This window comes from Pseudomonas sp. PDM21, from assembly GCF_014852505.2.
In the GTDB taxonomy this organism is placed as follows: Bacteria; Pseudomonadota; Gammaproteobacteria; order Pseudomonadales; family Pseudomonadaceae; genus Pseudomonas.
Genome location: NZ_CM181223.1, coordinates 2,908,786 through 2,930,945 on the forward strand (window position 1 = coordinate 2,908,786; position 22,160 = coordinate 2,930,945).

The 22,160-nt window shown below is 67.2% G+C and carries 17 protein-coding genes; 11 read left to right on the forward strand and 6 right to left on the reverse strand.

Going from position 1 to position 22,160, the window contains the following annotated elements; all coding sequences use genetic code 11:
- Positions 1-87 precede the first annotated feature (87 nt).
- Both IB275_RS13590 and IB275_RS13595 read right to left on the reverse strand, forming a co-directional pair.
- Positions 88-459 (reverse strand): response regulator transcription factor, encoded by a 372-nt coding sequence (locus tag IB275_RS13590; protein WP_192295565.1) that lies wholly within the window; start codon positions 457-459, stop codon positions 88-90.
- Positions 459-3,257, reverse strand: coding sequence for a PAS domain-containing protein (locus tag IB275_RS13595; RefSeq protein ID WP_192295566.1), 2,799 nt, complete (start codon positions 3,255-3,257; stop codon positions 459-461). Before IB275_RS13595 ends, IB275_RS13590 begins: the two co-directional genes overlap by 1 nt.
- Before the next feature lie 221 nt (positions 3,258-3,478).
- On the opposite strand from IB275_RS13595, the gene IB275_RS13600 reads away from it, so the two are divergent.
- The 5 genes from IB275_RS13600 (at position 3,479) to IB275_RS13620 (ending at position 8,153) form a co-directional block, all read left to right on the forward strand.
- Positions 3,479-4,834 (forward strand): epoxide hydrolase family protein, encoded by a 1,356-nt coding sequence (locus tag IB275_RS13600; RefSeq protein WP_192295567.1) that lies wholly within the window; start codon positions 3,479-3,481, stop codon positions 4,832-4,834.
- Positions 4,835-4,892: 58 nt separating this feature from the next.
- Positions 4,893-5,900 carry an alpha/beta fold hydrolase gene (locus IB275_RS13605; RefSeq protein WP_192295568.1) on the forward strand — a complete coding sequence of 336 codons (1,008 nt, stop codon included), beginning with the start codon at positions 4,893-4,895 and terminating at the stop codon, positions 5,898-5,900.
- Between the two features lie 14 nt (positions 5,901-5,914).
- The gene (locus IB275_RS13610) at positions 5,915-6,415 is read left to right on the forward strand and encodes a cytochrome P460 family protein (protein ID WP_192295569.1); all 501 of its coding nucleotides are present in this window, start codon (positions 5,915-5,917) and stop codon (positions 6,413-6,415) included.
- 45 nt (positions 6,416-6,460) lie between these two features.
- Positions 6,461-7,297, forward strand: a complete 837-nt coding sequence (locus IB275_RS13615; protein ID WP_192295570.1) for an oxidoreductase — start codon at positions 6,461-6,463, stop codon at positions 7,295-7,297.
- An 82-nt stretch (positions 7,298-7,379) separates the two neighbouring features.
- Complete coding sequence (locus IB275_RS13620; protein WP_192295571.1) at positions 7,380-8,153, forward strand: alpha/beta fold hydrolase; 774 nt, start codon at positions 7,380-7,382, stop codon at positions 8,151-8,153.
- Between the two features lie 36 nt (positions 8,154-8,189).
- On the opposite strand, the gene pbpC is transcribed toward IB275_RS13620, so the two are convergent.
- Both pbpC and IB275_RS13630 read right to left on the reverse strand, forming a co-directional pair.
- Positions 8,190-10,538 (reverse strand): penicillin-binding protein 1C, encoded by a 2,349-nt coding sequence (gene pbpC, locus IB275_RS13625; protein ID WP_225607867.1) that lies wholly within the window; start codon positions 10,536-10,538, stop codon positions 8,190-8,192.
- Positions 10,535-15,535, reverse strand: a complete 5,001-nt coding sequence (locus IB275_RS13630) for an alpha-2-macroglobulin family protein (RefSeq protein ID WP_192295572.1) — start codon at positions 15,533-15,535, stop codon at positions 10,535-10,537. Before IB275_RS13630 ends, pbpC begins: the two co-directional genes overlap by 4 nt.
- Positions 15,536-15,995: 460 nt before the next feature.
- Here IB275_RS13630 and IB275_RS13635 point away from each other — a divergent pair, with 460 nt between their 5' ends.
- Together IB275_RS13635 and IB275_RS13640 are read left to right on the forward strand one after the other, a co-directional pair.
- Positions 15,996-16,613, forward strand: a complete 618-nt coding sequence (locus IB275_RS13635; RefSeq protein ID WP_151186798.1) for a LysE family transporter — start codon at positions 15,996-15,998, stop codon at positions 16,611-16,613.
- A 141-nt stretch (positions 16,614-16,754) separates the two neighbouring features.
- Entirely contained in the window at positions 16,755-17,699 is a 945-nt protein-coding gene (locus IB275_RS13640; RefSeq protein WP_192295573.1) for a Dyp-type peroxidase, read from the forward strand.
- Between the two features lie 4 nt (positions 17,700-17,703).
- On the opposite strand, the gene IB275_RS13645 is transcribed toward IB275_RS13640, so the two are convergent.
- A complete protein-coding gene (locus IB275_RS13645; protein WP_192295574.1) occupies positions 17,704-18,609 on the reverse strand; it encodes a LysR family transcriptional regulator in 906 nt (301 codons plus the stop codon).
- 174 nt (positions 18,610-18,783) lie between these two features.
- On the opposite strand from IB275_RS13645, the gene IB275_RS13650 reads away from it, so the two are divergent.
- From IB275_RS13650 to IB275_RS13665, 4 genes are all read left to right on the forward strand, one after another.
- Entirely contained in the window at positions 18,784-19,533 is a 750-nt protein-coding gene (locus IB275_RS13650) for an SDR family NAD(P)-dependent oxidoreductase (RefSeq protein WP_081516898.1), read from the forward strand.
- Between the two features lie 120 nt (positions 19,534-19,653).
- A complete protein-coding gene (locus IB275_RS13655; RefSeq protein WP_192295575.1) occupies positions 19,654-20,145 on the forward strand; it encodes a MarR family winged helix-turn-helix transcriptional regulator in 492 nt (163 codons plus the stop codon).
- Entirely contained in the window at positions 20,138-20,896 is a 759-nt protein-coding gene (locus IB275_RS13660) for a class I SAM-dependent methyltransferase (RefSeq protein WP_192295576.1), read from the forward strand. The genes IB275_RS13655 and IB275_RS13660 overlap by 8 nt, the downstream gene beginning before the upstream one ends.
- Positions 20,893-21,321, forward strand: a complete 429-nt coding sequence (locus tag IB275_RS13665) for a thioesterase family protein (RefSeq protein WP_192295577.1) — start codon at positions 20,893-20,895, stop codon at positions 21,319-21,321. The genes IB275_RS13660 and IB275_RS13665 overlap by 4 nt, the downstream gene beginning before the upstream one ends.
- Before the next feature lie 12 nt (positions 21,322-21,333).
- Here the strand turns inward: IB275_RS13665 and IB275_RS13670 are convergent, their stop codons facing one another.
- Positions 21,334-22,014: a phytanoyl-CoA dioxygenase family protein gene (locus IB275_RS13670; RefSeq protein ID WP_192295578.1), complete on the reverse strand. Its 681-nt coding sequence runs from the start codon at positions 22,012-22,014 to the stop codon at positions 21,334-21,336.
- Positions 22,015-22,160 lie beyond the last annotated feature (146 nt).

The window sequence follows — 22,160 nt, forward strand, 5'->3', positions numbered from 1 at the left end:
ACCGGGTTTCCGTTCGCGGGGATGAGCCGGGTTGAAGGGGAGAGTGGTGCAACATGCCATGTCCTCCGAGTGGCGTCGACCGGGCTGTCAGCCGACCGGCAGGGCGGCGCTGAGCGCCTTGAGCAGTTCCGCTTCGCTGAACGGCTTGAGCAGGCAGGCCACTGCGCCCAGGGCGAGCAGGCGTGGGCAGGTGGTTGCGTCGCTGTAGGCGGTGATGAAGATGATCGGCACGGGGATCGCCCGCTGCGCCAGTTCCTTCTGCAGCTGCGGCCCGCTCATGCCCGGCATCGACACGTCGAGGATCAGGCAGCGGGTGCGTTGCAGCGCCTCCGAGGCGAGGAAGTCCTCGGCCGAGGAAAACGCGTTCACCTCGAAGCCGAACTCGCGCAGCAGGTCCGGCAGGGATTCGCGCACTGATTCGTCGTCATCGACCACCGACACGAGCAGGGGCGTGGCCATCAGCGGATCTCCATCGGTTGGTCGTGGCTGGGCGATGCCGGGGGCAGCGCGAAGATGAAGGTGGAGCCCGGCCCGTCGTGGGTGGTGGCCCAGACCCGGCCGGCGTGGTGCTCGATGATCGAGCGGCTGACCCACAGGCCGATGCCCATGCCCGACTGCTTGGTGCTGAAGAAGGCGTCGAACAGCCGGCCGGCGTCCTCCGGCGCAAAGCCCGCGCCGTTGTCGCGTACCGCCAGGAAGATGCTCGCGTCCAGGTCATGGCCGGTGCTGATGCGCAGCTGCCGGGGGCGGTCGTGCACTTCGTCCAGCGCATCGATGGCGTTGAGGATGAGGTTGAGGATCACCTGCTGCAGCTGCACGCGGTCGCCGCTCACGGCGGGCAACTCTTCCTGCAGCGTGGGCAGCACAGTCACGCCGTGGCGCTGCAGTTCGTTGTGCAGCATGGCGATGACTTCCCGCGTGGCCTCGTTCAGGTCCACCTGTTCACTGACCGTTTCGTGGCGGGCGAACAGCGCACGCAGGCGCTTGATCACGTCGGCCGCGCGGTTGCCGTCGCGGATGGTGCGCCGCGCGGTTTCCCGGGCACCTTCCAGGTTGGGGGTTTGCGAGCCGAGCATGCGCAGGCAGGTGCTGGCATTGGTGATGATGCCCGACAGCGGCTGGTTGACCTCGTGGGCGATGGACGCGGTCAGCGCGCCCAGGCTGGCGACGCGGGCGACATGGGCGAGCTCGGCGCGGGTCCGGTGCAGGGTTTCCTCGGCGAGGCGGCGCTGGGTGACGTCCTGCGCCGTGGCGATGTACAGCAGCGCGCCGTCGGCTTCGCGGGTGGCCTGGGCGACCAGGTGGACGTGGCGCACGGCGCCGCTGGGCAGCAGCAGCCGGTGTTCATGCTCGAAGTCGCAGCCGTCGCGGCGCTGGCGCCTGAGCATGGCTTCCACGGTGGCGCGGTCGTCCGGGTGGATGCGCGAGAAGATCAGATCGAAGCCCGGCGTCAGGCCCGGCTGCAGGTCGAGGAGCCGGTAGATCTCTTCCGACCAGGCGATCTCGTCGTTGTCCACGCGCCAGGAGAAGGTGCCGGTGAGGCTGATGCGCTGGGCCTTGGCCAGGAAGGCTTCGCTCTGTCGCAGGGCCGCTTCGCTGCGGGCGCGGTCGATGGCGATGCTGGCGAGGTGAGTGAACTGCCCGATCAGCGCGCACTGGTTTTCGTCCAACTTCTGGGGCTGGCCGAAATAAACCGAGAGGATGCCGCTCACCTCGCCGTGGTTGGCCACCACCGGCACTGCCGCCAGCGCGTGCAGGTCGCTGGCTTGCGCCTGTTGCCGCCAGAGCGGCCAGCGGACTTCCCGCTGCAGGTCATCGATCTTCACGGTGGCGCCCTGCAGCACAGCCAGTGCCTGCGGGCTGCTTTGCGAACTCGCCGGCTGGCCGTCCGCGCCGCCGTACATCGAAGCCGGCAGGTGCGGTGCGGCGCCGGCCTGCAGGCGCAGCGTCGCTTCCGGCAAGCGGCCATGGCGCGGCGCGACCAGGGTGATGGCGCAGCGGCTGCCCTCGAGGTTGGCCTCCACCAGGTCGCAAAGGGCTTCCAGCACCTGCGGCAGGGCGCAACCGCCGGCCATCAGACCGAGCAGGCGTTTTTCGCCGGCCAGCAACAGCTCGGCGCGCTTGCGCACATGGATGTCGGTGTTGCCGCCGTACCATTTCAGCACGCGGCCAGCCGCGTCCAGCTGGGGCACCGCGCGGATGAGGAACCAGCGGTAGCTGCCGTCGAAGCGGCGCAGGCGCGCTTCGAATTCGCCGGCGCTGCCCGCTTCCAGCAGGCCTTGCCAGTAGACGCCCAGGGCCGGCGCATCCTCAGGGTGCAGGGCGGTCATCCAGCCAACGCCGGCGGCGCTTTCCGGGGTCATGCCGGTGTAGTCGAACCAGCGCTGGTTGAGGAACTCCACGCTGCCGCCCGGGTCGGTGCGCCAGACGAAGCCGGGCACGGCGTCAATCAGGGTGCGCAGTCGGTCCTCGGAAACGCTGACTTCTTCCAGCGCACGGGCCAGCGACGTCTGCGCCTGGGCGATCAAGGCCTGGTCGCGCCGCTGTTCGTCGATGTCCACCTTCAGCACGAACCAGCGCTGAATGCGCCCCTCGGCATCGCGGTGGGGCAGGCCGCGCACGTGGAACCAGCGGTAGATGCCGTCCGCGCCGCGCACCCGCTGCTGGAAGTTGTACGGATCGCCGCTGGCCACCGAGTGCTTCCAGGCGGCCAGCGCGCAGGGCAGGTCGTCGGGGTGGATGGTGTCAGAGCTGGTCCAGCGCCGCAGCTCGTCGAAACTGGCGCCGAGGTACTCGCGGTTGTGCCGGTTGACGCACTCCAGTTCGCCGCTGGGCGTCATCAGCGAGATCAGCGCGGGAATGCTGTCGATCAGGTCCTGGGTCTCGCGCGTCACGGTCAAGGGCGGCGCGGGCAGAAGGTCTTCGATATCGATGTTCTGGCCGCACCAGCCGGCGGGCTCGTCGAGATCGTTGGTGAGCGGGCGGGCGCGCAGCAGGAAGCGGCGATAGACACCGTCGTGCCGGCGCAGGCGGGCCTGCAGGTCATGGGCAACGCCACACTGGCAGATGGCGCTCCAGCCGCGCTGCAGCGCCGGCAGGTCGTCAGGATGCACCAACGCCTGCCAGGCATGCTCGCCGAGGGCGTCGGGGTCGCGCCCGGCATAAAGGCGCCAGGCCTGGTTGACGCTTTCCAGGCGGCCTTCGACGCTGGCGGTCCACGCCATGTCGGGCAGCTTGTCGACGACTTCGTTGTGCATACCGGTCCTCTCCCGGCGCTAGCCGTGGGGCGAGCATGCGCCTTGCTGGCGGGGCTGCCAATGATACCTAGGTGTCGGCCGCGACACCGCATGTGCTTCACGCGCCGGGCCCGATACCAAGGTATCGACCGACACCATGGTGCAATCGCGGCACCTCCCGGGCTTTGTTGAGATCGCTGCAGGTCGCCGATCCGTCGGCCAGTGACTCAGGGAGATCGACCATGCCAGCCGTCGCGTTATCGCAAGAGTTTCGTCGCCGCTTCAGCCGCACGCTCATGGCCTCCGCCGTGGGCCTGTTCCTGCTCGGCGACGGTCAGCATCACCTGCTGCAGCAAACCTTTGCCGCAACCGCCATTGCCAGCAGCGCCGCGAGCGCCGATGACAGCGTGCGGCCGTTCCGCGTCCAGGTGCCGCAGGGGCAACTGGACGATCTGCGCCGGCGCATCGCCGCGACGCGCTGGCCGGACCGCGAGACGGTCAACGATGCCTCGCAAGGCATCCAGCTGGAAAAAGTCCGAGCGCTGGTGGACTACTGGGGCACGGACTATGACTGGCGCCGCGCCGAAGCCCGGCTCAACGCGCTGCCGCAGTTCATTACTCGCATCGATGGCGTGGACATCCAGTTCATCCACGTGCGTTCGAAAGAACCGCACGCCATGCCGCTGATCCTTACCCACGGTTGGCCCGGCTCGCCGCTGGAGTTCCTCAAGACCATCGGCCCGCTGACCGACCCGGTGGCCTATGGCGGGCGCGCGGAAGACGCCTTCGATGTGGTGATCCCAGCGATCCCCGGCCACGGCTTTTCCGGCAAACCGACCGCCACCGGCTGGGGCCCGGACCGGGTGGCCCGCGCCTGGGACGTGCTGATGAAGCGCCTGGGCTACAGCCACTATGTGTCCCAGGGCGGCGACCACGGCTCGGTGATCTCCGATGCCCTTGGCCGCCTGGCCCCGCCCGGCCTGCTGGGCATCCACCTGAACATGCCGGCGACGGTGCCGCCGGAACTGGTCGGGCCGATCAACAGCGGTGCTCCGGCTCCAGCCGGGCTGGGCACCGACGAGCGCCGCGCCTTCGACGCGCTGAGCACCTTCTTCGGCCGCAATGCCGCCTATGGCGCGATGATGGTGACCCGCCCGCAGACCATCGGCTATTCCCTGGCCGATTCCCCCGCCGGCATGGCCGCGTGGATGTACGAGAAATTCGCCGCCTGGACCGACAGCGGTGGGGAGCCCGAGCGCGTGCTGAGCCGCGACGAGATGCTCGACGACATTTCGCTCTACTGGCTGACCAACACCGGCGCTTCCTCCTCGCGCTTCTACTGGGAAAACAACAACAACAACTTCAGCGCCGCCGCGCAGAAAACCGCGCAGATCAAGGTGCCGGTGGCCATCAGCGTGTTCCCCGGCGAGATCTACCGCGCGCCGAAAAGCTGGGCGCAGCGCGCCTATCCCTCGCTGGCGTACTTCCACGCGGTGGAGAAGGGCGGCCACTTCGCCGCCTGGGAACAGCCGCAGCTGTTCAGCGAGGAGCTGCGCGAGGCATTCCGCCCGCTGCGAGCCAGCCTCACCAGCCACTGATTCCCGCCGAACGCCGGCAACCACCGTGCAGGCCGCACGCCTGTCCTGGAGACTCCTGATGACCCTGTTCAAGCATCCGTACCTTGGCGCCTCGGCGCTGGCCATCGCCCTCGCGCAATTCACCTCCTGCTCGGTGGCGCAGGCCGCTACCGCGCCGTCGACCGATCCGGCGTTCGGCACGCTCAAGCACATCAATGCCGGCTTGCTCAATGTCGCCTACGCCGAAGCGGGTCCGGCCGACGGCCCGGTGGTGATCCTGTTGCATGGCTGGCCGTACGACATCCACAGCTACACCGAAGTGGCGCCGCAACTGGCCGCCAAGGGTTATCACGTGCTGGTTCCCTATGCCCGCGGCTACGGCGAAACGCGCTTCCTCTCCGCCTCGACCCGGCGTAACGGCGAGCCGGCCGCGTTGGCAGTGGACGTCATTGACTTCATGGATGCACTGAAGATCAAGAGCGCCGTACTGGCCGGCTACGACTGGGGCGCGCGCTCGGCGGACATCGTCGCGGCGCTCTGGCCGGAGCGGGTGAAGGCGCTGGTATCGGTCAGCGGTTACCTGATCGGCAGCCAGGAAGCGGGCAAGGCGCCGCTGCCGCCGACCGCCGAGCTGCAGTGGTGGTACCAGTTCTACTTCTCCACCGAGCGCGGCAAGGCCGGCTACGACAAGTACCGCCACGAGTTCGCCAGGCTGATCTGGCAACTGGCTTCACCGCAGTGGAAGTTCGACGACGCCACCTTCGAGCGCAGCGCCCAGGCCCTGGACAACCCCGACCACGGCGCGATCTCCATCCACAACTATCGCTGGCGCCTGAACCTCGCCGAAGGCGAGCCGCGCTATGCGGAGCTGGAGAAGAAACTCTCGGCATTCCCGAGCATCAAGGTGCCGACCATCACCCTCGAAGGCGACGCCAACGGTGCGCCGCACCCGCCGGCCGAGGCCTACGCCAAGCGCTTCAGTGGCAAGTACGAGTACCGCCTGATCACCGGTGGCATTGGTCACAACCTGCCGCAGGAGGCGCCGGACGCTTTCGTCAAGGCGGTGGTCGACGCCGATCATCTGTGAGCCGGAGAGCCGCCATGAACATCACAGGAACCATGTTGCGCCGTATCGCCCTGGCCGGCTTCGCCCTGCTGGTGGCGTCAGGCGCCAGGGCTGACGGCGACGCCTCGCCGATCTACGGCGTGCGCATGCCCGAGGGCTACCGGAACTGGCAGCTGGTGGCGCCCGCCCAGGAGGCGGCGCCGCTGAACGAATTGCGCGCCGTGCTGGGTAACGACATCGCCATGAAGGCCTACCGCGCCGGCACCTTGCCGTTCCCTGACGGCAGCGTGCTGGCCAAGCTCGCCTGGAAGCACGTGCAGTCGCCGGAGTTCGAGCCGGCGTCGGTTCCCGGTGCGGCCACCACCGTGCAGTTCATGGTCAAGGACTCGAAGAAGTACGCGGCCACCGGCGGCTGGGGCTTCGCCCGCTTCATCGACGGCAAGCCCGCCGACGAGGCGCAGCACCAGACCTGCCTGGCCTGTCACCAGGCGCGGGTGAAGGACCACGACCTGGTCTTCACCCGCTACGCACCCTGATAGCTGCTCCTTGAGCACTGCACTTTGAAAGAGGTGGAGGTCCCCATGAACCAACGATGGCTGATCACCGGCTGCTCCCGCGGGCTGGGCCGCGCGCTGGCCGAGGCCGTGCTGCAGGCCGGGCACCGTCTGCTGGCCACCGCCCGCGATCCGGATGCCCTGGCCGATCTCGCCCGGCTCTACCCGCAGACGCTGCGCCTGGCGCCGCTGGACGTCACCGACCCGGCCGCCGCGCAGGACGCCGTGGGGCAGATGGTCGAGGAGTTCGGCGGGCTCGACGTACTGGTCAACAACGCCGGCTTCGGCAACGTCAACTCGGTGGAAGACACCTCGCTGGAGGAGTTCCGCCGGGAAATCGAGACCAACCTGTTCGGCACCATCATCGTCACCAAGGCGGCGATCCCGCTTCTGCGCCGACAGCGCAGCGGCCACATCATCCAGCTGTCGTCGGTGGGCGGGCGCATCGGCGCGCCAGGGCGTGCGCCCTATTCGGCGGCGAGGTGGGGCGTGGAGGGCTTTTCCGAAGTGCTGGCGCGCGAGATGGCGCTGATCGGCGTGCGGGTGACGATCATCGAGCCTGGCGGCCTGCGCACCGACTTTGCCGGCGCTTCGACGACGCTCTCGGAAGGGCGCTTCGAGTACGACGCCGTGGTCGGTGCGGTCGCGCGCCGGCAACGCGCTTACGACGGTCAGCAACCGGGCGATCCGCAGCGCGCCGCGCAGGCGATCCTCGCAGTGGCCTGGATGGATCGTCCGCCATTGCGCCTGGCCCTGGGCAGCGATGCGCTGCAGGCCATCGAGAACGCCGACAAGGCACGCCTGGCTGAGCTGCGCCTGTGGCGCGAACTGAGCCAGTCTTCCGATTTTCCCCGCTCGGCATGAGCGTTCCCCGCACGGTCCGAGATTCCCCCGAGCCGCCGTGCGGGGCTTTTTATTCCTCACATCCTCAGCAAGGAGATCCACTATGAAGATGACCCTCACCGCCCTGGCGCTCGCCAGCGGCCTGCTGGTCGGCAGCGCTTTCGCGGCTCCGGTGAAACCGACGGTGGTGCTGGTGCATGGCGCTTTCGCCGATGCTTCCAGCTGGAACGGCGTGACCCGCATCCTCGAAAAGGACGGCTACAGCGTGATCGCTGCCGCCAACCCGCTGCGCGGCGTGGCCAGCGATGGCGCGTACATCGGCAACATCGTCGGCAGCGTCAAGGGGCCGGTGGTGCTGGTGGGTCATTCCTACGGCGGCAACGTGATCAGCGCGGCAGCCAGTGACCGGGCCAACGTCAAGGCGCTGGTCTACGTCGCCGCGTTCGCGCCGCAGAAGGGCGAGAGCGCCGCCGGGCTGGCCGGCAAGTTCCCCGGCAGCACCCTCGGCCCGACCCTGGCCGCGCCGGTCGCGCTGGCCGATGGCGGCAAGGACCTGTACATCCAGCAGGACAAGTTCCACGACCAATTCGCCGCCGATGTTCCCGCTGGCGAAGCCGCGCTGATGGCGGCGGCGCAGCGGCCGGTCACCGAGGCGGCGTTGAACGAGAAGGCCGGCGCGGCTGCCTGGACGGCTATTCCGTCGTGGTTCGTCTATGGCGATGCGGACCGTAACATCCCGCCGCAGGCGCTGGCCTTCATGGCCCAGCGCGCCCAGGCGAAGGACGTCGAGGTGGTCAGCGGGGCTTCCCATGTGGTCATGGTCTCGCATCCCGAGGCCGTGGCGCGCTCTATCGAGAAGGCGGCTACCGGCTACTGATCGCTGGGAGCCGGTTGTTGTGTGACGGCTGGCGCTTCACTGCGCCAGTACCGTCAGCGACAACCGGGCAAAAGGTCCTTGGCGGGACAGTGCCGTCACCTGATGCGCACCGGGTCTGGGCAGGGTGATGTTCACCGTCTCGCTACCTTCGCTGCTGGCTTGCAGGCGGCCGTCGAGCAGCCACTGCACCTGGGCGGAAGTGCCCAGCGCCTGCAGCGTGATTCGCAGCGGGGCCGTGCTGTTGGACGGTTTGCGCAGGGTACTGCCATCGGTGAGGCCGGCGATGCGGATAGGGCTGCTGCTGTCCAGCGAGTCCGCCGCGCAGCCCGGTTTCAACGGTGGCACGGTGGCGGCCTGCTCGTCGGCGCTGCTCAGCCACGGTGTTGCCAGGGCAGGCCAGCGGGCGATCTGCAGGGCACGCTCCGCTTCGTCGGCGCAACCGGCGCTGAGGCGTTGGCCGGCGTCATTGACCCGCAGCTTGAGCAGGCCGCCGGCCCAGACGCCCACGCCGCGCTCGGCGAAGGTGGGCGGTACGGAATGGTCGAGCACCCAGGCACTGCGGCGCTGCCGGCACAGGTCGGCAGGGGTTGCGCTGGCGGCGGTGCCCAGCGGCCAGCAGATGTCCATGGCCTGCACGCTGGCCGGCTGGGTGAAGCGCGGCGTGCCGCCGGGATTGGGCAGCATGGCGTTGACGGCGAACAGCAGGGGCAGGGCGGTGATGCTGCCGTATTGCCCGGGGGAGGGCGTGCCGTCGGGGCGACCGACCCAGATGCCGACGGTCCAGTTGTCGGTGACGCCGATGGCCCAGGCATCGCGGTAGCCGTAACTGGTGCCGGTCTTCCAGGCCAGGCGGGCACGTGCGGTGGCGCTGTTCTGCAGGGGCATGCCGGGCAGCTCGGCCGGGTGACTGGCGAGCATGTCGCGCACTATCCAGGCCGCGCCCGGTGACAGCAGTCGGCGCTGCCGCAGGGGCTGTTCCGGGGTATAGCGTGGCGCGCCGGCCACGCCGCCGTTGGCCAGTGCGCTGTAGACACCCACCAGTTCTTCCAGCCTGGCCGCCGTTCCGCCCAGGACCATCGCCAGGTTGGGCTGCGCACCCGGCGGCAGACGCAACTCCAGGCCGCCGGCCGCCAGTTGCGCGGCAAAACGTGCGGGGCCGACGCGGTCCAGTACGTCCACCGCCGGCACGTTCAGCGAGCGCTGCAGGGCCTCGGTGACGCTGACCGGTCCGGCAAAGGCTTCATCGAAGTTGCCGGGGCGGTAGCTGCCGAAATCCTGCGGGGCATCCACCAGCAGGCTTTGCGAATGCACCAGCCCGTCGTCCAGCGCCATGCCGTAGAGGAAGGGTTTCAAGGTCGAGCCCGGTGAACGCCAGGCCCGCACCATGTCCACATGACCCAGTCGCCTGGGGTCGGCGAAGGCGGCGGTGCCGACGTACACCCGTGTCTCCAGGGAGCGGTTGTCCATGACCAGTACCGCCGCGGAGGTCCGTGCCGGCAGGCGACCCACGTAGTCGCCCACGCGCTGTTCGACCGCCCGTTGCAGCGAGGCATCGATGGTGCTCTGGATGCGTTGCGCGCCAGGTTGCCGCTGGTGCAGGCGTTCGGCCAACAGGGCGGCATTCAGGGGCGAACGCAGGGAGCGGGTAATCACCGCTTCCATTTTCGCGTCCCGTACCTCGCTGGCGCTCCAGATGCCTTGTGCAGCCATGCGCTCCAGCACCTTGTCGCGGGCCACGCGCGCCGCGTCGGCGTGGCGGTCCGGACGAAGCAGGCTCGGCGCCTGGGGCAGCACCGCGAGCAATGCCGCCTCGGCATGGGACAGCTGGCTGGCGGACTTGCCCAGGTAGGCCCAGGACGCCGCCTCCACCCCCTCGATCGCACCGCCGAAGGGCGCGTGATTGAGGTACAGGCCCAGAATCTCGTCTTTGCTCAGGTGCGCCTCCAGTTGCAGTGCGCGAAACAGTTGCAACAGCTTGCCGCTGTAGTCATGGCGAATCGGGGAGATCACACGCGCCGCCTGCATGGTCAGGGTGGACCCGCCGGAAATGACTCGCCCATGGCGCAGCGACAACAGCGCGCCGCGCGCCAGGGCGTAGGGGTTGATGCCGGGGTGCTGGTAGAACCAGCGGTCCTCATAGCCCAGCAGCGCCTGCAGGTACAGCGGCGATACCTGCTGTGCGCTGGTTTCGTAACGCCAGACGCCCTGCTCGTCGGCGAAGGCCCGCAATGGCTTGCCGTCACGGGCCAGCACCACGCTGCTGCCGCCTTCGCCGGCGGGTAGCGGCAGGGGGAACAGCCGGTCGAGCAACAGCGCGCCGAGCAGCGCAACGCCCATCGAAAGCCCGAGTGCGCGGACGTAGCGGCGCACCCTGGCTGACTTCATGGGCTCCCCACCGTGAGGGTCTTCATCGGCGCGACTCCAATACCGCGGATGGCCGGGCGATACATGTCCTCGACCTGCGGCGGCGGGACGGTGTAAGTCCCTGGCGTCACGGCACGCACGAGGTAGAACAACCTGCTGTCCCGCCAGGCTTGCAGCTTGACGGCGGCCGCATAACGATCGTCGCGGTATTCCTGATGGACGATCTCCGCCTCGCGCTCATATCGCTCCATCGGAATACCATCCACCACGACATTGGCCCAGGCTTGCGTCCCGCTGAGGTTGAGGTTCTCCACCTCCAGGCCGCCTGGCAGCAGGTCGGTCACCATGGCGTCCACCACATTCCAGTTCGAATGCACCTTGAGCTGCACGATCAGGCTGTCACCTTCCTTCAATGCGCTGCCCTGCCATGGCGTGCCGTCGGGGAGGAAGTATTGACGCTCGATCTGCATTCCGTAGCCGTCGTCCACCGGCGGTTGTTCGCTGATGCCCGCCACATCGAAGCTGGCGAATACCGGTGCGTCCGTGGTGGGTTTCAGCTTCACGCCGCTGGCGAGGTCCGCCGGGCTCACCTCTCGGGTCCAGAAAACACTGCCGACCGGAACCTCCACGCCTTTGCCGCCCACCTCCAGACTGACGGACAACGGCGCCGGGTGGTCGTTGAAGGTTTGCAGTATGCGAGCGATGGCGACGCGCTCCTGGGTACTCATGTAGTACCAGCTCCAGCCGTAGTAATAGCTGCCTGCTTTGGCGTCCAGAACGCGGGAATTGGCCTGCCTTGCCCAATCCACCAGCTTTGCGTCGTACTCGGGTCGGTTGACGCCATAGCCATGGGTCAGCGCCACCATTACCGCCAGATCGCGAAGTTCCGAGCCATAGTCACCGACGAAGACCGGTCGCGTCGCGCTCCAGTCGAAGCCCTGGGCAATGGCGTGCAGGCCACGCTCGTTGTCGCCCATCAGTTTCAGGGCAATGCCCAGGTGTACCAGGGGCAATGGACTCACCACGTCTTGCCGGTGGTTGTCATACAGGGTGCGCATCGCCCCGAGCGAGGCGCGATTGACGCGCGCCAGGACGAAGGCGGCATGGGCCCGGTAAGCGAAATCCAGGTGCGCCCGCTGGCCTTGGTCGAAGTAACTTATGTCGCCCGAGATCAGGTCCTCGCTCAGGGTTTCCAGAGCCTTCTGCAGGGCCGCTTCAGGTACCGCGAAGCCAGCATCGCGGGCATCGAGCATGAAGTCCACCACATAGGGCGTTATGTACGGGACGATGGATGAGCTGCCGCCCCAGAAGGTGAAGTGGCCGCTGCTGGTTTGGAACGAGGCGATACGCGCCAGCGCTCGGTTGACCGTGCTGCGCCGGACTGATTCCGAGTAGCCGTCGATGTTCAGGCTACTGACGGTCTTCTTGTCCATGACCAGCGCCGCGTAGCCGCCGCTGGTGGTCTGCTCGATGCAGCCGTAAGGGTAGTAGCGCAGCCCCTCGAGGGCCTGGCGGTAGGGCAGCGGCGGCAGCGTGCTCAGGGTCAGCTGGCCGTTCAGGGTGCTGGCGACCAGCCCCTGCGCCGACGAGGCATCCAGTATCGTTTCCTGCTGGGCCGACAAGGCCATCGGTACGCTGCGGACGGTCTGTGGCCAGGCGCTGCGCACGGCGAACTCGAAATGCCGCTGGACCTTGTAGTCGTTGATCCCGGCCTGGATATCCAGCTTGGCGACGTCGACGCCGGGCTGGGCCTTCACCTGCAGGCGCAAGGTCGCGCCGGCGCCATCTTCCAGCGCCACGTTCTGCTCGCCCTCCTGAACCTCGATCGGGCCGCTGCCGCGCACGCTGATCCTGGCGACGCCGCTCTTGCCGGAGAAGTTCTTCACGTCCAGGCTGATCTGCGCCTGGTCGCCGCCGGCCATGACGCGCGGCATGCTCGGCTCCACCAGCAGTGGCGCACGTACCGTGACGCTGGTGCTCGCATTGCCATAGCTCTGCTCGCCATAAGCCAGGGCCGATACCCGCAGGCTGCCGTTGAAGTCCGGCACATCCAGTTTCACCAATGCCTTGCCCTGCTCGTCGAACTGCACCGGCTCGGCCAGCAGGTCGGCGATCTGCACGCGCGGGTTCAGGCGCGCAGCTTTGGGCAGCGGGCGGCCCACCAGATCACCACCAAAGCTCTGGCGCGCGGTATCGCCCTTCATCGCCTCGATCAGCCGGCCATACAGGTCGTAAGCCTCCGTGCCCAGGGCGCGTTTGCTGTACAGCCAACTCCAGGCGTCCGGCTCCGGGTAGTTGGTGATATTCAGCACGCCCTGGTCCACGGCGGTCAGCCGGACAAAAGCCTTCTGCCCGGCCAGGCCATCGGCCTGCACGGTGACCTCCAGCGGCTCCTGCGGCCTCACCTGGCCGGGTGCGGTCAGCTTCAGGCCGATGCGCCGGTCATTGCGCTGCATCGTGACGTGCTCGATGCCGATGGCACGGGCCGGCGTGGTGAGGTCCTTGGCCATGCCGCCACGGAACACCAGCGCAACCACGTGCACATCCTGGCGCTCCCAGTCGGCCGTGACCGGAATGTCGAAGGTGGCGCCGGCCTTCGCCTGGATCGTCCTGCTGTAGAGCAGGTGATCGGACTCCACCAGCAGCAGGCCAGGGCCTTCCTGCGGCGGGGTAACCGTGACTTTCAGGGTGTCGCCGGCGCGATAGGCGGTTTTGTCCAGCGCTACCTTGACCTTGTCCGGGAGTGCTTCCTTGCCGGAGTTCGCGTCTTCCCAGCTGTACCCGGCGTGGAACGGGAAGACACTGGTCAGGTTGGTCTGCGGGTCCGTCACTTCCAGGCGGTAGGAGCCCCAGCGCACCGGGAAATTCACTTTCAGGGACTGCCCGGCCGGGACGTCGAGCACGCGCTCCTCGACCAGCTCCAGGTCGACGTCCTGCTGCGCCTGCCAGTCGTCTCCGCGATCGCGGTACCAGTAGGAATAGCGATCTTCTTCGAGCAGGCGGACTTTCAGTTTGCTGCCGGCCACCAGTTCGCCCGCAATGTTGGCGCGCAGGATTTCGAAGGGCGCTTCAGAGAGCGAATTGGCACCCTGTTTGGTGTCGAACAGCGGGCGTACACCCACCAGCGCATTGGCCGGCCAATAGGTGCGGCTGAGTGAGCGGGTGACTGCACGCCCGCCGGTTTCATAGACGCTGCCGGTCAGCACCAGGCTGTAGGGCCGGTCCGGCTTCACCTCGGCGGGCAGCGGCAGCTGTTGCTCCAGCGTGCCATCAGCGGCCAGTTCGGTGTCGATGGCGAACTTGTCGCTGCTGACGACCTTGGCGAACGGGTTGCCGAAGTAGGTGTCCGTCAGGTTCGGCAGCGGATGCACTTCGGCCTTTGCCGCGAGCCTGGCGGTAAAGCGGTTGCCGTCGGCGGGGGAGCCATACAGATAGCTGGATTTCACCTTCAGCTCGAACGCCTCGTCGGGCTTGAGGTAGGACTGCCCGTTGGCGAGTTCCAGCTTCAGGCGTTCGGGCAGGAACTCTTCCACCTGGAAGTTGAAGACCCCCACGGCCTTGGCGCTCGCCGGGTCCAGCCGCCATTCCAGCTGCCAGCTGCCGGTGGGCGCGTCATTGGCGATGGCCTGGCTCCACTCGAACTGGTTGAGGGCCCCGGCCTCCAGCCGCACGTCCGCCAGCTTGCGTCCGTCGGGCTGGACCAGGCGCGCGAACAGCGGCTGCGCGGGCAGTGCCTTGCCGTCGAAGTCTCGCAGCAGGGCCGAAACGCGCGGTGTCTCGCCGGGGCGGTAGAGGTCGCGGCCGGACCAGGTGAAGATTTCCACGGGCGCCTGCGGACGCCCGCTGACATCGAAGTTGGAGATGTCCAGTGCCGGCCGGTTGAAGGGCAGCACCGAGATGTCCTTGCCCTGGCGCGCGATCAGCACATGGTCGTGCTCGACCTTGTGGGTGATCTGCAGGTTGCCGCTCTTGTCGGTCCTGCCGCTGAACAGGGTGGCACCGTGCGCGTCATTCAGGCTCACCTGCACCCCGGCCAGTGGTTTGCCGTTCTGCAGGGACGCCACATGGAGGAAGGCATTGTCCTCGTAGAGGCGCACGTGCAGGCCCTGGTCGCTGACGTAGAACACGCTCGACCCCAGGTTGTAGCTGCCCATCTCGGCGTTGCGCAGGACGGCCATGTACACCCCCGGCTCGGCCAGTTGCGGCACGTTCTGGATGGGGATGTAGGTCAGGTTGCGTACATCGGTCTCGCTCTTGAGGGTGTAGTAGTTGGCGTACACCGGTGTGCCCAGATCGTCCAGACCGCCCTGTACGGGGCGCCCTTCACAGGTTCGGTAGCTTCTGCCACCCAGGTCGTAGCGGCTGCGCTGCGAGTTGTTGGGGTACAGGCAGAACAGGGTCGACAAGGCGTCTTCGCGAATACGGTAGTACTCGATGTTGACCCGCTGCACATTGGTGGAAACCACTGGCAGGCCGCGACTGCCGCGTGCCGGCAGAACGCTGCCGGAGGAGGCGAAGGACAGGCTGGCCGGCTGTTCGCCCGCCGCCACCTCGCTGACTACTTCCTCTCCCAGTTCGGTCCCGTCGGCCGCCTTCAGGCTTGCATTGATCGTCACCTGGTAACTGCCCTTGGGCGTGACGTTGGGGTAGAACAGGGTCTTGCCATCCTCACTCAGGACCCAGTAACCGTAGGCGTAGTTTTTCCCGCGCCTGAGGGATATCAGTTCCTGGAACTTCTGCACCGGCGCCAGGGGGCGGTTGAATTGCAGGACGATTGCCGAGTTGCCGTTGCGGGGCTCGCCGGCTGCTCGTTCCAGGTCGAATTTCGGCTGCGCCGTTGCCTTGTCCGCCTTGCCCGTTTGCTGGGCGTCCCCGGCGGCCGCTGGCACCACTGCCGACGCCGCCGCGTGCGCTCGCCCCGCCGGCCCCCCGCAGATCCCCAGCACACCCACCGCAATCAGCATCACCAGCCCAAAAACACGGTCGCGCGTGCGACCGTCAGACGACATTTTTGCCATGGTCTTAGTCCATTAAATAGGCAGCAGTCTTCGCCCGGCGCGGGAGGCGTCGAGTGAAACGGGAAAGGGAGAATGGGTACAGCTACAGCGGGATGCGGCGATCAGCGTGTACAGCAGGGGGCTGGTCATCCATCCGTGGATCACACACTGCATAAGGGCACTCCATCGAAGACGATCGGAGCATTCCAGCGCCCGTCAATGGGCCAATGTCTGCACATTCTTGCATGACGCCCAACGGCCAGACAGATGGGCGAACAATGAATTTATGTAATCAGCCGACGGTTTTGGAAAGATTCCGGAAACGGTGCTCGATGCTGTTCATAGGTGAAGGCAGTGCCGTCTCCTGGTCGAAGCCTGTTTTAGCCGGACCTGGTCCGGCAAGGCGACAGGCAGCGTCAGCAAACTGGAGTGGTAAACTCGCCGCTACCCATCTGACTTGCCTTGCCCAGGAGCCTTCCCCATGTTCGGAGTGACCGATTACGGCGCCTTCCTGATTGCCTTCGTGGTGCTCCTGGCGATCCCCGGTCCGGGCAATTTCGCGTTGATCACCGCGACCGGCAAGGGCGGCGTGAAGGCTGGCCTCGCGGCGACCTGCGGGGTGATCCTCGGCGACCAGGTGTTGCTGTGGATGGCGGTGGCGGGCGTGGCGACGCTGCTCGCGACTTACCCGGCGGCCTTCCACGCGGTGCAATGGCTCGGCGCGGGGTACCTGGCCTGGCTGGGCCTGCGCATGCTGATGAGCAAGCCCGGCGATGCGCCGCGGCAGAGCCGCTTGGACAACGGTCACTACCTGCGCCAGACGATGCTGATCACCTTGCTCAACCCCAAGGCCATCGTGTTCTACATGGCCTTCCTGCCACTGTTCGTCGATCCGGTGAAGCACCAGGGGCTGGTGACCTTCGCTTTCATGGCGGCGACCGTGGCGGTGGTGACCTTCCTCTATGGGCTGGTGGCTGTGCTGCTGACCCACAAGCTGGCCGAGCGCATGCGCGCCAACCCGCGGGTGGCCAATCTGCTGGAGCGCCTGGCCGGCGCCTGCCTGCTTGGTTTTGGCATCAAGCTGGCGGCGATGCGCTAGGGAGCGACGCTGCATCCGTTTGAGCGAAGGGCCGGCCCGAAAGACCGGCCCTTTGTTTTTTGCAACCCGCATTGTCAACGCTGCGAGCGGGCTGCTTTGATAATCTCATCCCCCTGATTCCACTGGCGGCGAATGGAAACCATGCTCAACGAATCCCCCGAACCCCAATCCGTCGATAGCCCGATCACCCGCAGCGCGATCTTCCTCGTCGCCACCCTGACGCCGGGCAAGGACTGGAGCCCGGTGCGCGCACTCTGCGAAGACGTTGCCGCGCTGGTGCGCTCGGTCGGCAAGCGTGTACCGACGGGCAACCTGTCCTGCGTGGTGGGCTTCGGTTCGGCGGCCTGGGATGCGCTGTTCGGCGCTCCACGCCCGGCGTCCCTGCATGCCTTCCGCGAGATCGGCAGCGGCGAGCGGGTCGCGGTGTCCACGCCGGGCGACCTGCTGCTGCACATCCGCGCCGAGCAGATGGACCTGTGCTTCGAGCTGGCGGCGCAACTCGTGGGGCGCCTGGGCGATGCGGTCACGGTGGTCGACGAGGTGCAGGGCTTCCGCTACTTCGACATGCGCAGCATCATCGGTTTCGTCGATGGCACCGAGAATCCGGAAGGCCGCGAGGTCGCGCATTTCACCCTGATCGGCGACGAGGACGCGAGCTTCGCCGGCGGCAGTTATGTGCTGGTGCAGAAGTACCTGCATGACATGACCGGCTGGAACCAGCTCTCCACTGAAGCCCAGGAACGCATCATCGGGCGCACCAAGCTGGCCGACATCGAGCTGGGCGACGATGTGAAGCCCAGCTGCTCGCACAGTTCGCTGACCACCCTGGAAAAGGACGGCCAGGAGGTGAAGATCCTGCGCGACAACATGCCGTTCGGCCGGCCCGGAGCCGGGGAGTTCGGCACCTACTTCATCGGTTACGCGCGCTCGCCGGCGCCGGTGGAGGAGATGCTGGAAAACATGTTCGTCGGCCGCCCGGCCGGCAACTACGACCGCCTGCTGGACTACAGCAAGGCGGTGACCGGCAGCCTGTTCTTCGTGCCTTCGGCCGAACTACTCGAGTCGATGGCCGACAAGCAGCCCTGAGGACTCAGCCGGCGACCTTCGCCGGGAAGCACCCGACCAGCCAGTCGATGAACACCCGCAGGCGGTGCGTGACGTAGCGGTTGTGCGGGTAGACGACGTGGAAGGGGTAGGGGGCCGGGCGCCAGTCCGCCAGTATCTCCACCAGCGTGCCGTCGCGCAGGGCGCTTGCGGCGGCGTAGGAGAAGGTCTGGACGATGCCCAGACCGGCCACGCAGGCGGCCAGGTGCGCGTTGCTTTCGTTGACGCCGATGCGGTGTTCGAGTTTCAGCTCGCTGCGTTCGCCGTCACGCTCGAAGCGGAAGGGCACCGCCCGGCCGTTCTGCGGCGACAGGTAGCTGACCAGCCGATGGCCGTTGCGCAGCTCCTCGGGGTAGGCGGGGATGCCGTTGTGGCGCAGGTATTCGGGTGAGGCGCAGGTGACCATGGTTGCCTGGCCGATACCGCGCGCTACCAGTGACGAGGCGTCCAGCGCGCCGCCACGGATCACGCAATCGACGTTGTCGCCGATCAGGTCCACCGAGCGGTCGGACACGCCCAGGTCGATGCGGATGTCCGGATAGCGCGCGAGAAAGTCCGGCAGCAGCGGCACCAGCACGTCACGCGCGGTGGAGCCGCCGACGTCGATGCGCAGGTGGCCGCGTGGCTTGCTGCGGGCGATGTTGAACGTCGAGTCGATGTCTTCCAGGTCGCGCAGCACGCGGGTGGCCTTGGCGTAATAGTCCTGGCCTTCCGGTGTCACCGTGACGCGCCGCGTGGTGCGTTGCAGCAGGCGCACGCCCAGGTGCGCCTCAAGCTCCTGCACCAGCTTGCTCAGGGTGGCGTTGGGCATGTCCAGCGAGTCGGCGGCGCGGGTGAAGTTGCCGGCTTCCACGACGCGGGCGAAGGCGCGGATGGCCTGGAGCTGATCCATGGAAATTCCTCTGAAGGGATCATTTTATTATCCATGGCTATGGATAGTCATTCCATTGTATGCGCTTTTTCCATCAATCAACGAGCCCTAGAGTAGCGCCATGCCTCACCGCAAAGCCGCACCAGACGCAGGCTGCGAGGCAGAACCCTCAACCGCGAATCTCAGGAGCTCATCATGAACAAGTCCCTCACTGGTAAAGTTGCACTGGTCACTGGCGGCAGCACTGGCATCGGCCTCGGCGCCGCACAGGAGCTCGCCGCGCAGGGCGCCCGCGTGTTCATCACCGGCCGTCGCCAGGCCGAACTGGACGCCGCCGTGGAAGCCATCGGCCCGGCCGCCACGGCGATCCGCGCCGACGCCTCGGTGCTCGCCGACCTCGATGCGGTGTATGCGCAGATCGCGAAGAGCGCCGGCCGTCTGGACATCCTCTTCGCCAACGCCGGCGGCGGCGACATGCTGCCGCTGGGTGCGATCACCGAGGAGCACTTCGACCGCATCTTCGGCACCAACGTGCGCGGCGTACTGTTCACCGTACAAAAGGCGCTGCCGCTGCTCACCGATGGCGCGTCGGTAATCCTTACCTCCTCCACCACCTCGATCCAGGGCACTGCCAACTTCAGCGTCTATAGCGCCAGCAAGGCCGCCGTGCGCAACTTCGCCCGCTCCTGGGCACTGGACCTCAAGGACCGTGGCATCCGCGTCAACGTCGTCAGCCCCGGCCCGGTGCGCACTCCCGGCCTGGGTGACCTGGTGCCCGAAGAAGCCCGCCAGGGTCTGTTCGACGCGCTGGCCAGCCAAGTACCGCTGGGCCGCTTGGGCGAGCCGCGGGAGATCGGCAAGGCGGTGGCCTTCCTGGCCTCGGAGTCCGCCAGCTTCATCAACGGCATCGAGCTGTTCGTCGACGGCGGCATGGCTCAGGTCTGACCGCGCAATGGACCGGGCAGGGCGCAAGCTCTGGCCGGTCCTGCCGCGTTCATCTGCGTACCGGCTTGCCATTTGCATTAGTGCTAATGTAATTTGAAGCCCTCGATGGAGAGGGCTGCGATGAACAGAAAGAACGAACCCGGCCTGGGTGAACTGCTGCGCTACGTCTCGGAACTGGTAGAACTGGGCGCCGAGGAGCATTACCAGCAGATGGGCATGAACTACCGGGCCCGCTACACGCCGGTGCTGCGAGCCATCCGTTCCGGGGCACAGACGGTCACCGAGATCACCGCGCGTACCCACCTGACCCAGGGCGCCATCAGCCAGACCGTCGGCCAGATGGAGGCGGATGGGGTGATCACCCGCCAGCGCGCCGAAGACGGCCGCAAGAGCGTGCTGCAACTGACGCCGGTCGGGAAGAAGCTGGTGAGCAAGCTCAACACCCACTGGGCGGCGACCTTCGAAGCCATCGAGCAGCTGGAATCCGAGATCGGCCATCCGCTGCGACGCGTGCTGGAAGACGCCGCCCGCGCGCTGGAAGCACAGGGCTTCTCCGAGCGTCTGAGCCACGCCAAGCACGCCCTCAAGACAGGAGTCGCCAGCCATGAGTAACCCGTCCAGCGACCTGCGCAACTGGTTCGACCAAGGCGGACAGGCCTACGCGCGCTTCCGTCCCGAATATCCCGCCGAGCTGGCCGCACATCTGGCCGCGATGGCACCCGACCGGGTGCTTGCGGTCGATGTCGGTTGCGGCAGCGGCCAACTGACCCGGCAACTGGCCGAGCACTTCAATGCAGTGGTCGGCTTCGATCCCAGTGCGGACCAGATCGCCCATACCGCGCCGCAGGAGAACGTCAATTACGCCTGCGCCCCGGCCGAGGACCTGCCGCTGCTCAGCCGCAGCGCCAGCCTGATCACCGCCGCGCAGGCCGCGCACTGGTTCGATCTGCCGAGGTTCTACGCCGAAGTGCGGCGGGTCGCCGAGCCCAACGCGATCCTGGCGCTGATCAGCTATGGCGTGCTCCGGCTGGAGGGGGCGCTGGGCGAGCGCTTCGAGCAGTTCTACTGGAAGGAGATCGGCCCCTACTGGCCGGCCGAACGCAAGCTGGTGGACAGCGGCTACGCCACCCTCGACTTCCCCTTCGCCGAGTTTCCCGGCCCGGAGATCGCCATTCGCCTGGAGTGGAACCTCGGGGAGTTCCTCGGTTACGTCTCCACCTGGTCGGCGGTGCGCAGCGCCCGCGAGGCCGGGCGCGAGGACCTGCTGCATGACTTCGCAGCCGACATGGCCGAGCGCTGGGGCGATCCCACTGCGCGGCACCGGGTCAGCTGGCCCATCAACATGAGGATCGGACGCGTATGAACCCGCCAGTGCTTGCCGTTGGACTGACCCACAATGAAACCCTGATCGTGGCGCAGCGGCACACGGTGCCCCAGGTGGCGACCGACTGGCCTGGCTTTGCCGACATGCCGCCGGTGTTCGCCACCGCCATGATGATCGGCTTCATCGAGCAGACCTGCATCGAAGGACTGCGCCCCCTCCTCACACCTGAGCAGCGCACGGTGGGTACCCAGGTGGACGTCAGCCACATCGCCGCCACGCCGGTGGGGATGAAGGTGACGGCGTCGGTGGAACTCATTGCCATCGATGGAAAGTCGCTGGTGTTCCGGGTCGAGTGCCGCGACGAGGCGGGCGTCATCGGCGCCGGCACCCATCGTCGCGCGATCATCGATCTGCAGCGGTTCGTCCAGCGGCTGGGGGAGAAGTCCGCTGCGGTTGCCGGCTAGTCGGCGTACCGCTCAGCACGACTGCGGCGGATCGAAACGCTCGGCGGTGTCCATCCGCACATTGCGCAGGCCCAAAGTCTCCAGGTGCGCTGCATAGAGAGGCTCGGCCCGGTAGCTGATCAGGATCGTGCGGCGCCGCGCGCCGCTGCTGTTCAGACTGCCGGCGTGCACGAGGTCGACGTCGAACACCAGGATGTCGCCGGCCCGGCCGCTCAACTGCAGGGAGTGGGATTCGTCGAGGAAGTCGAAGGGTGGCTGGCCAGGGGCGGGTCGGTGGCTGCCGGGGGCGAGGCGGGTGGCTCCGTTTTCTGGCGAGAAGTCATCGAGGAAGGCGAGGGCGCTGACCATGTCCCCCGGGCGCAGGGCGGACAGATCGCGGTGCAGTTGCTGATGACCGCCTCCGGGCAGGGGTTCACGCCCCTCGGCCTGGGCGAGGAAGAATCGCTCGCCGATCAACGCACCGACTGCCGCCAGCAGCGGCGGCAGTCGACAAGCCGCTTGAACGCACGGCTCCAGGTCGATCTGAGCGTGGCGCCAGTCCACGCCACGGGGCACGGGCCAGCGATCCGAGGGCAGGACGTTGGCATTGAAAGCCGCGCGCAGCTCCTCCAGCAGGGCGAGGGGGATCGCCTGGCGCAGCAGGGCGTAACCTTCGGCGTGAAGTCGCTGGTGATCGAATTTGGCTGCGTCCATTTGCCGGTGGTCCTTGAGGTCTGTCCGATGGGCCCGGCCTAGAGCGGTTGACGCGTTGTGCCGGGTTTTCGCCGGCGTTGACCGGCAGCCCAGCCTACGGAGGAATTCTGCTGCGGCCAATATCCGCCGCTTGCGGAGTACCGTAG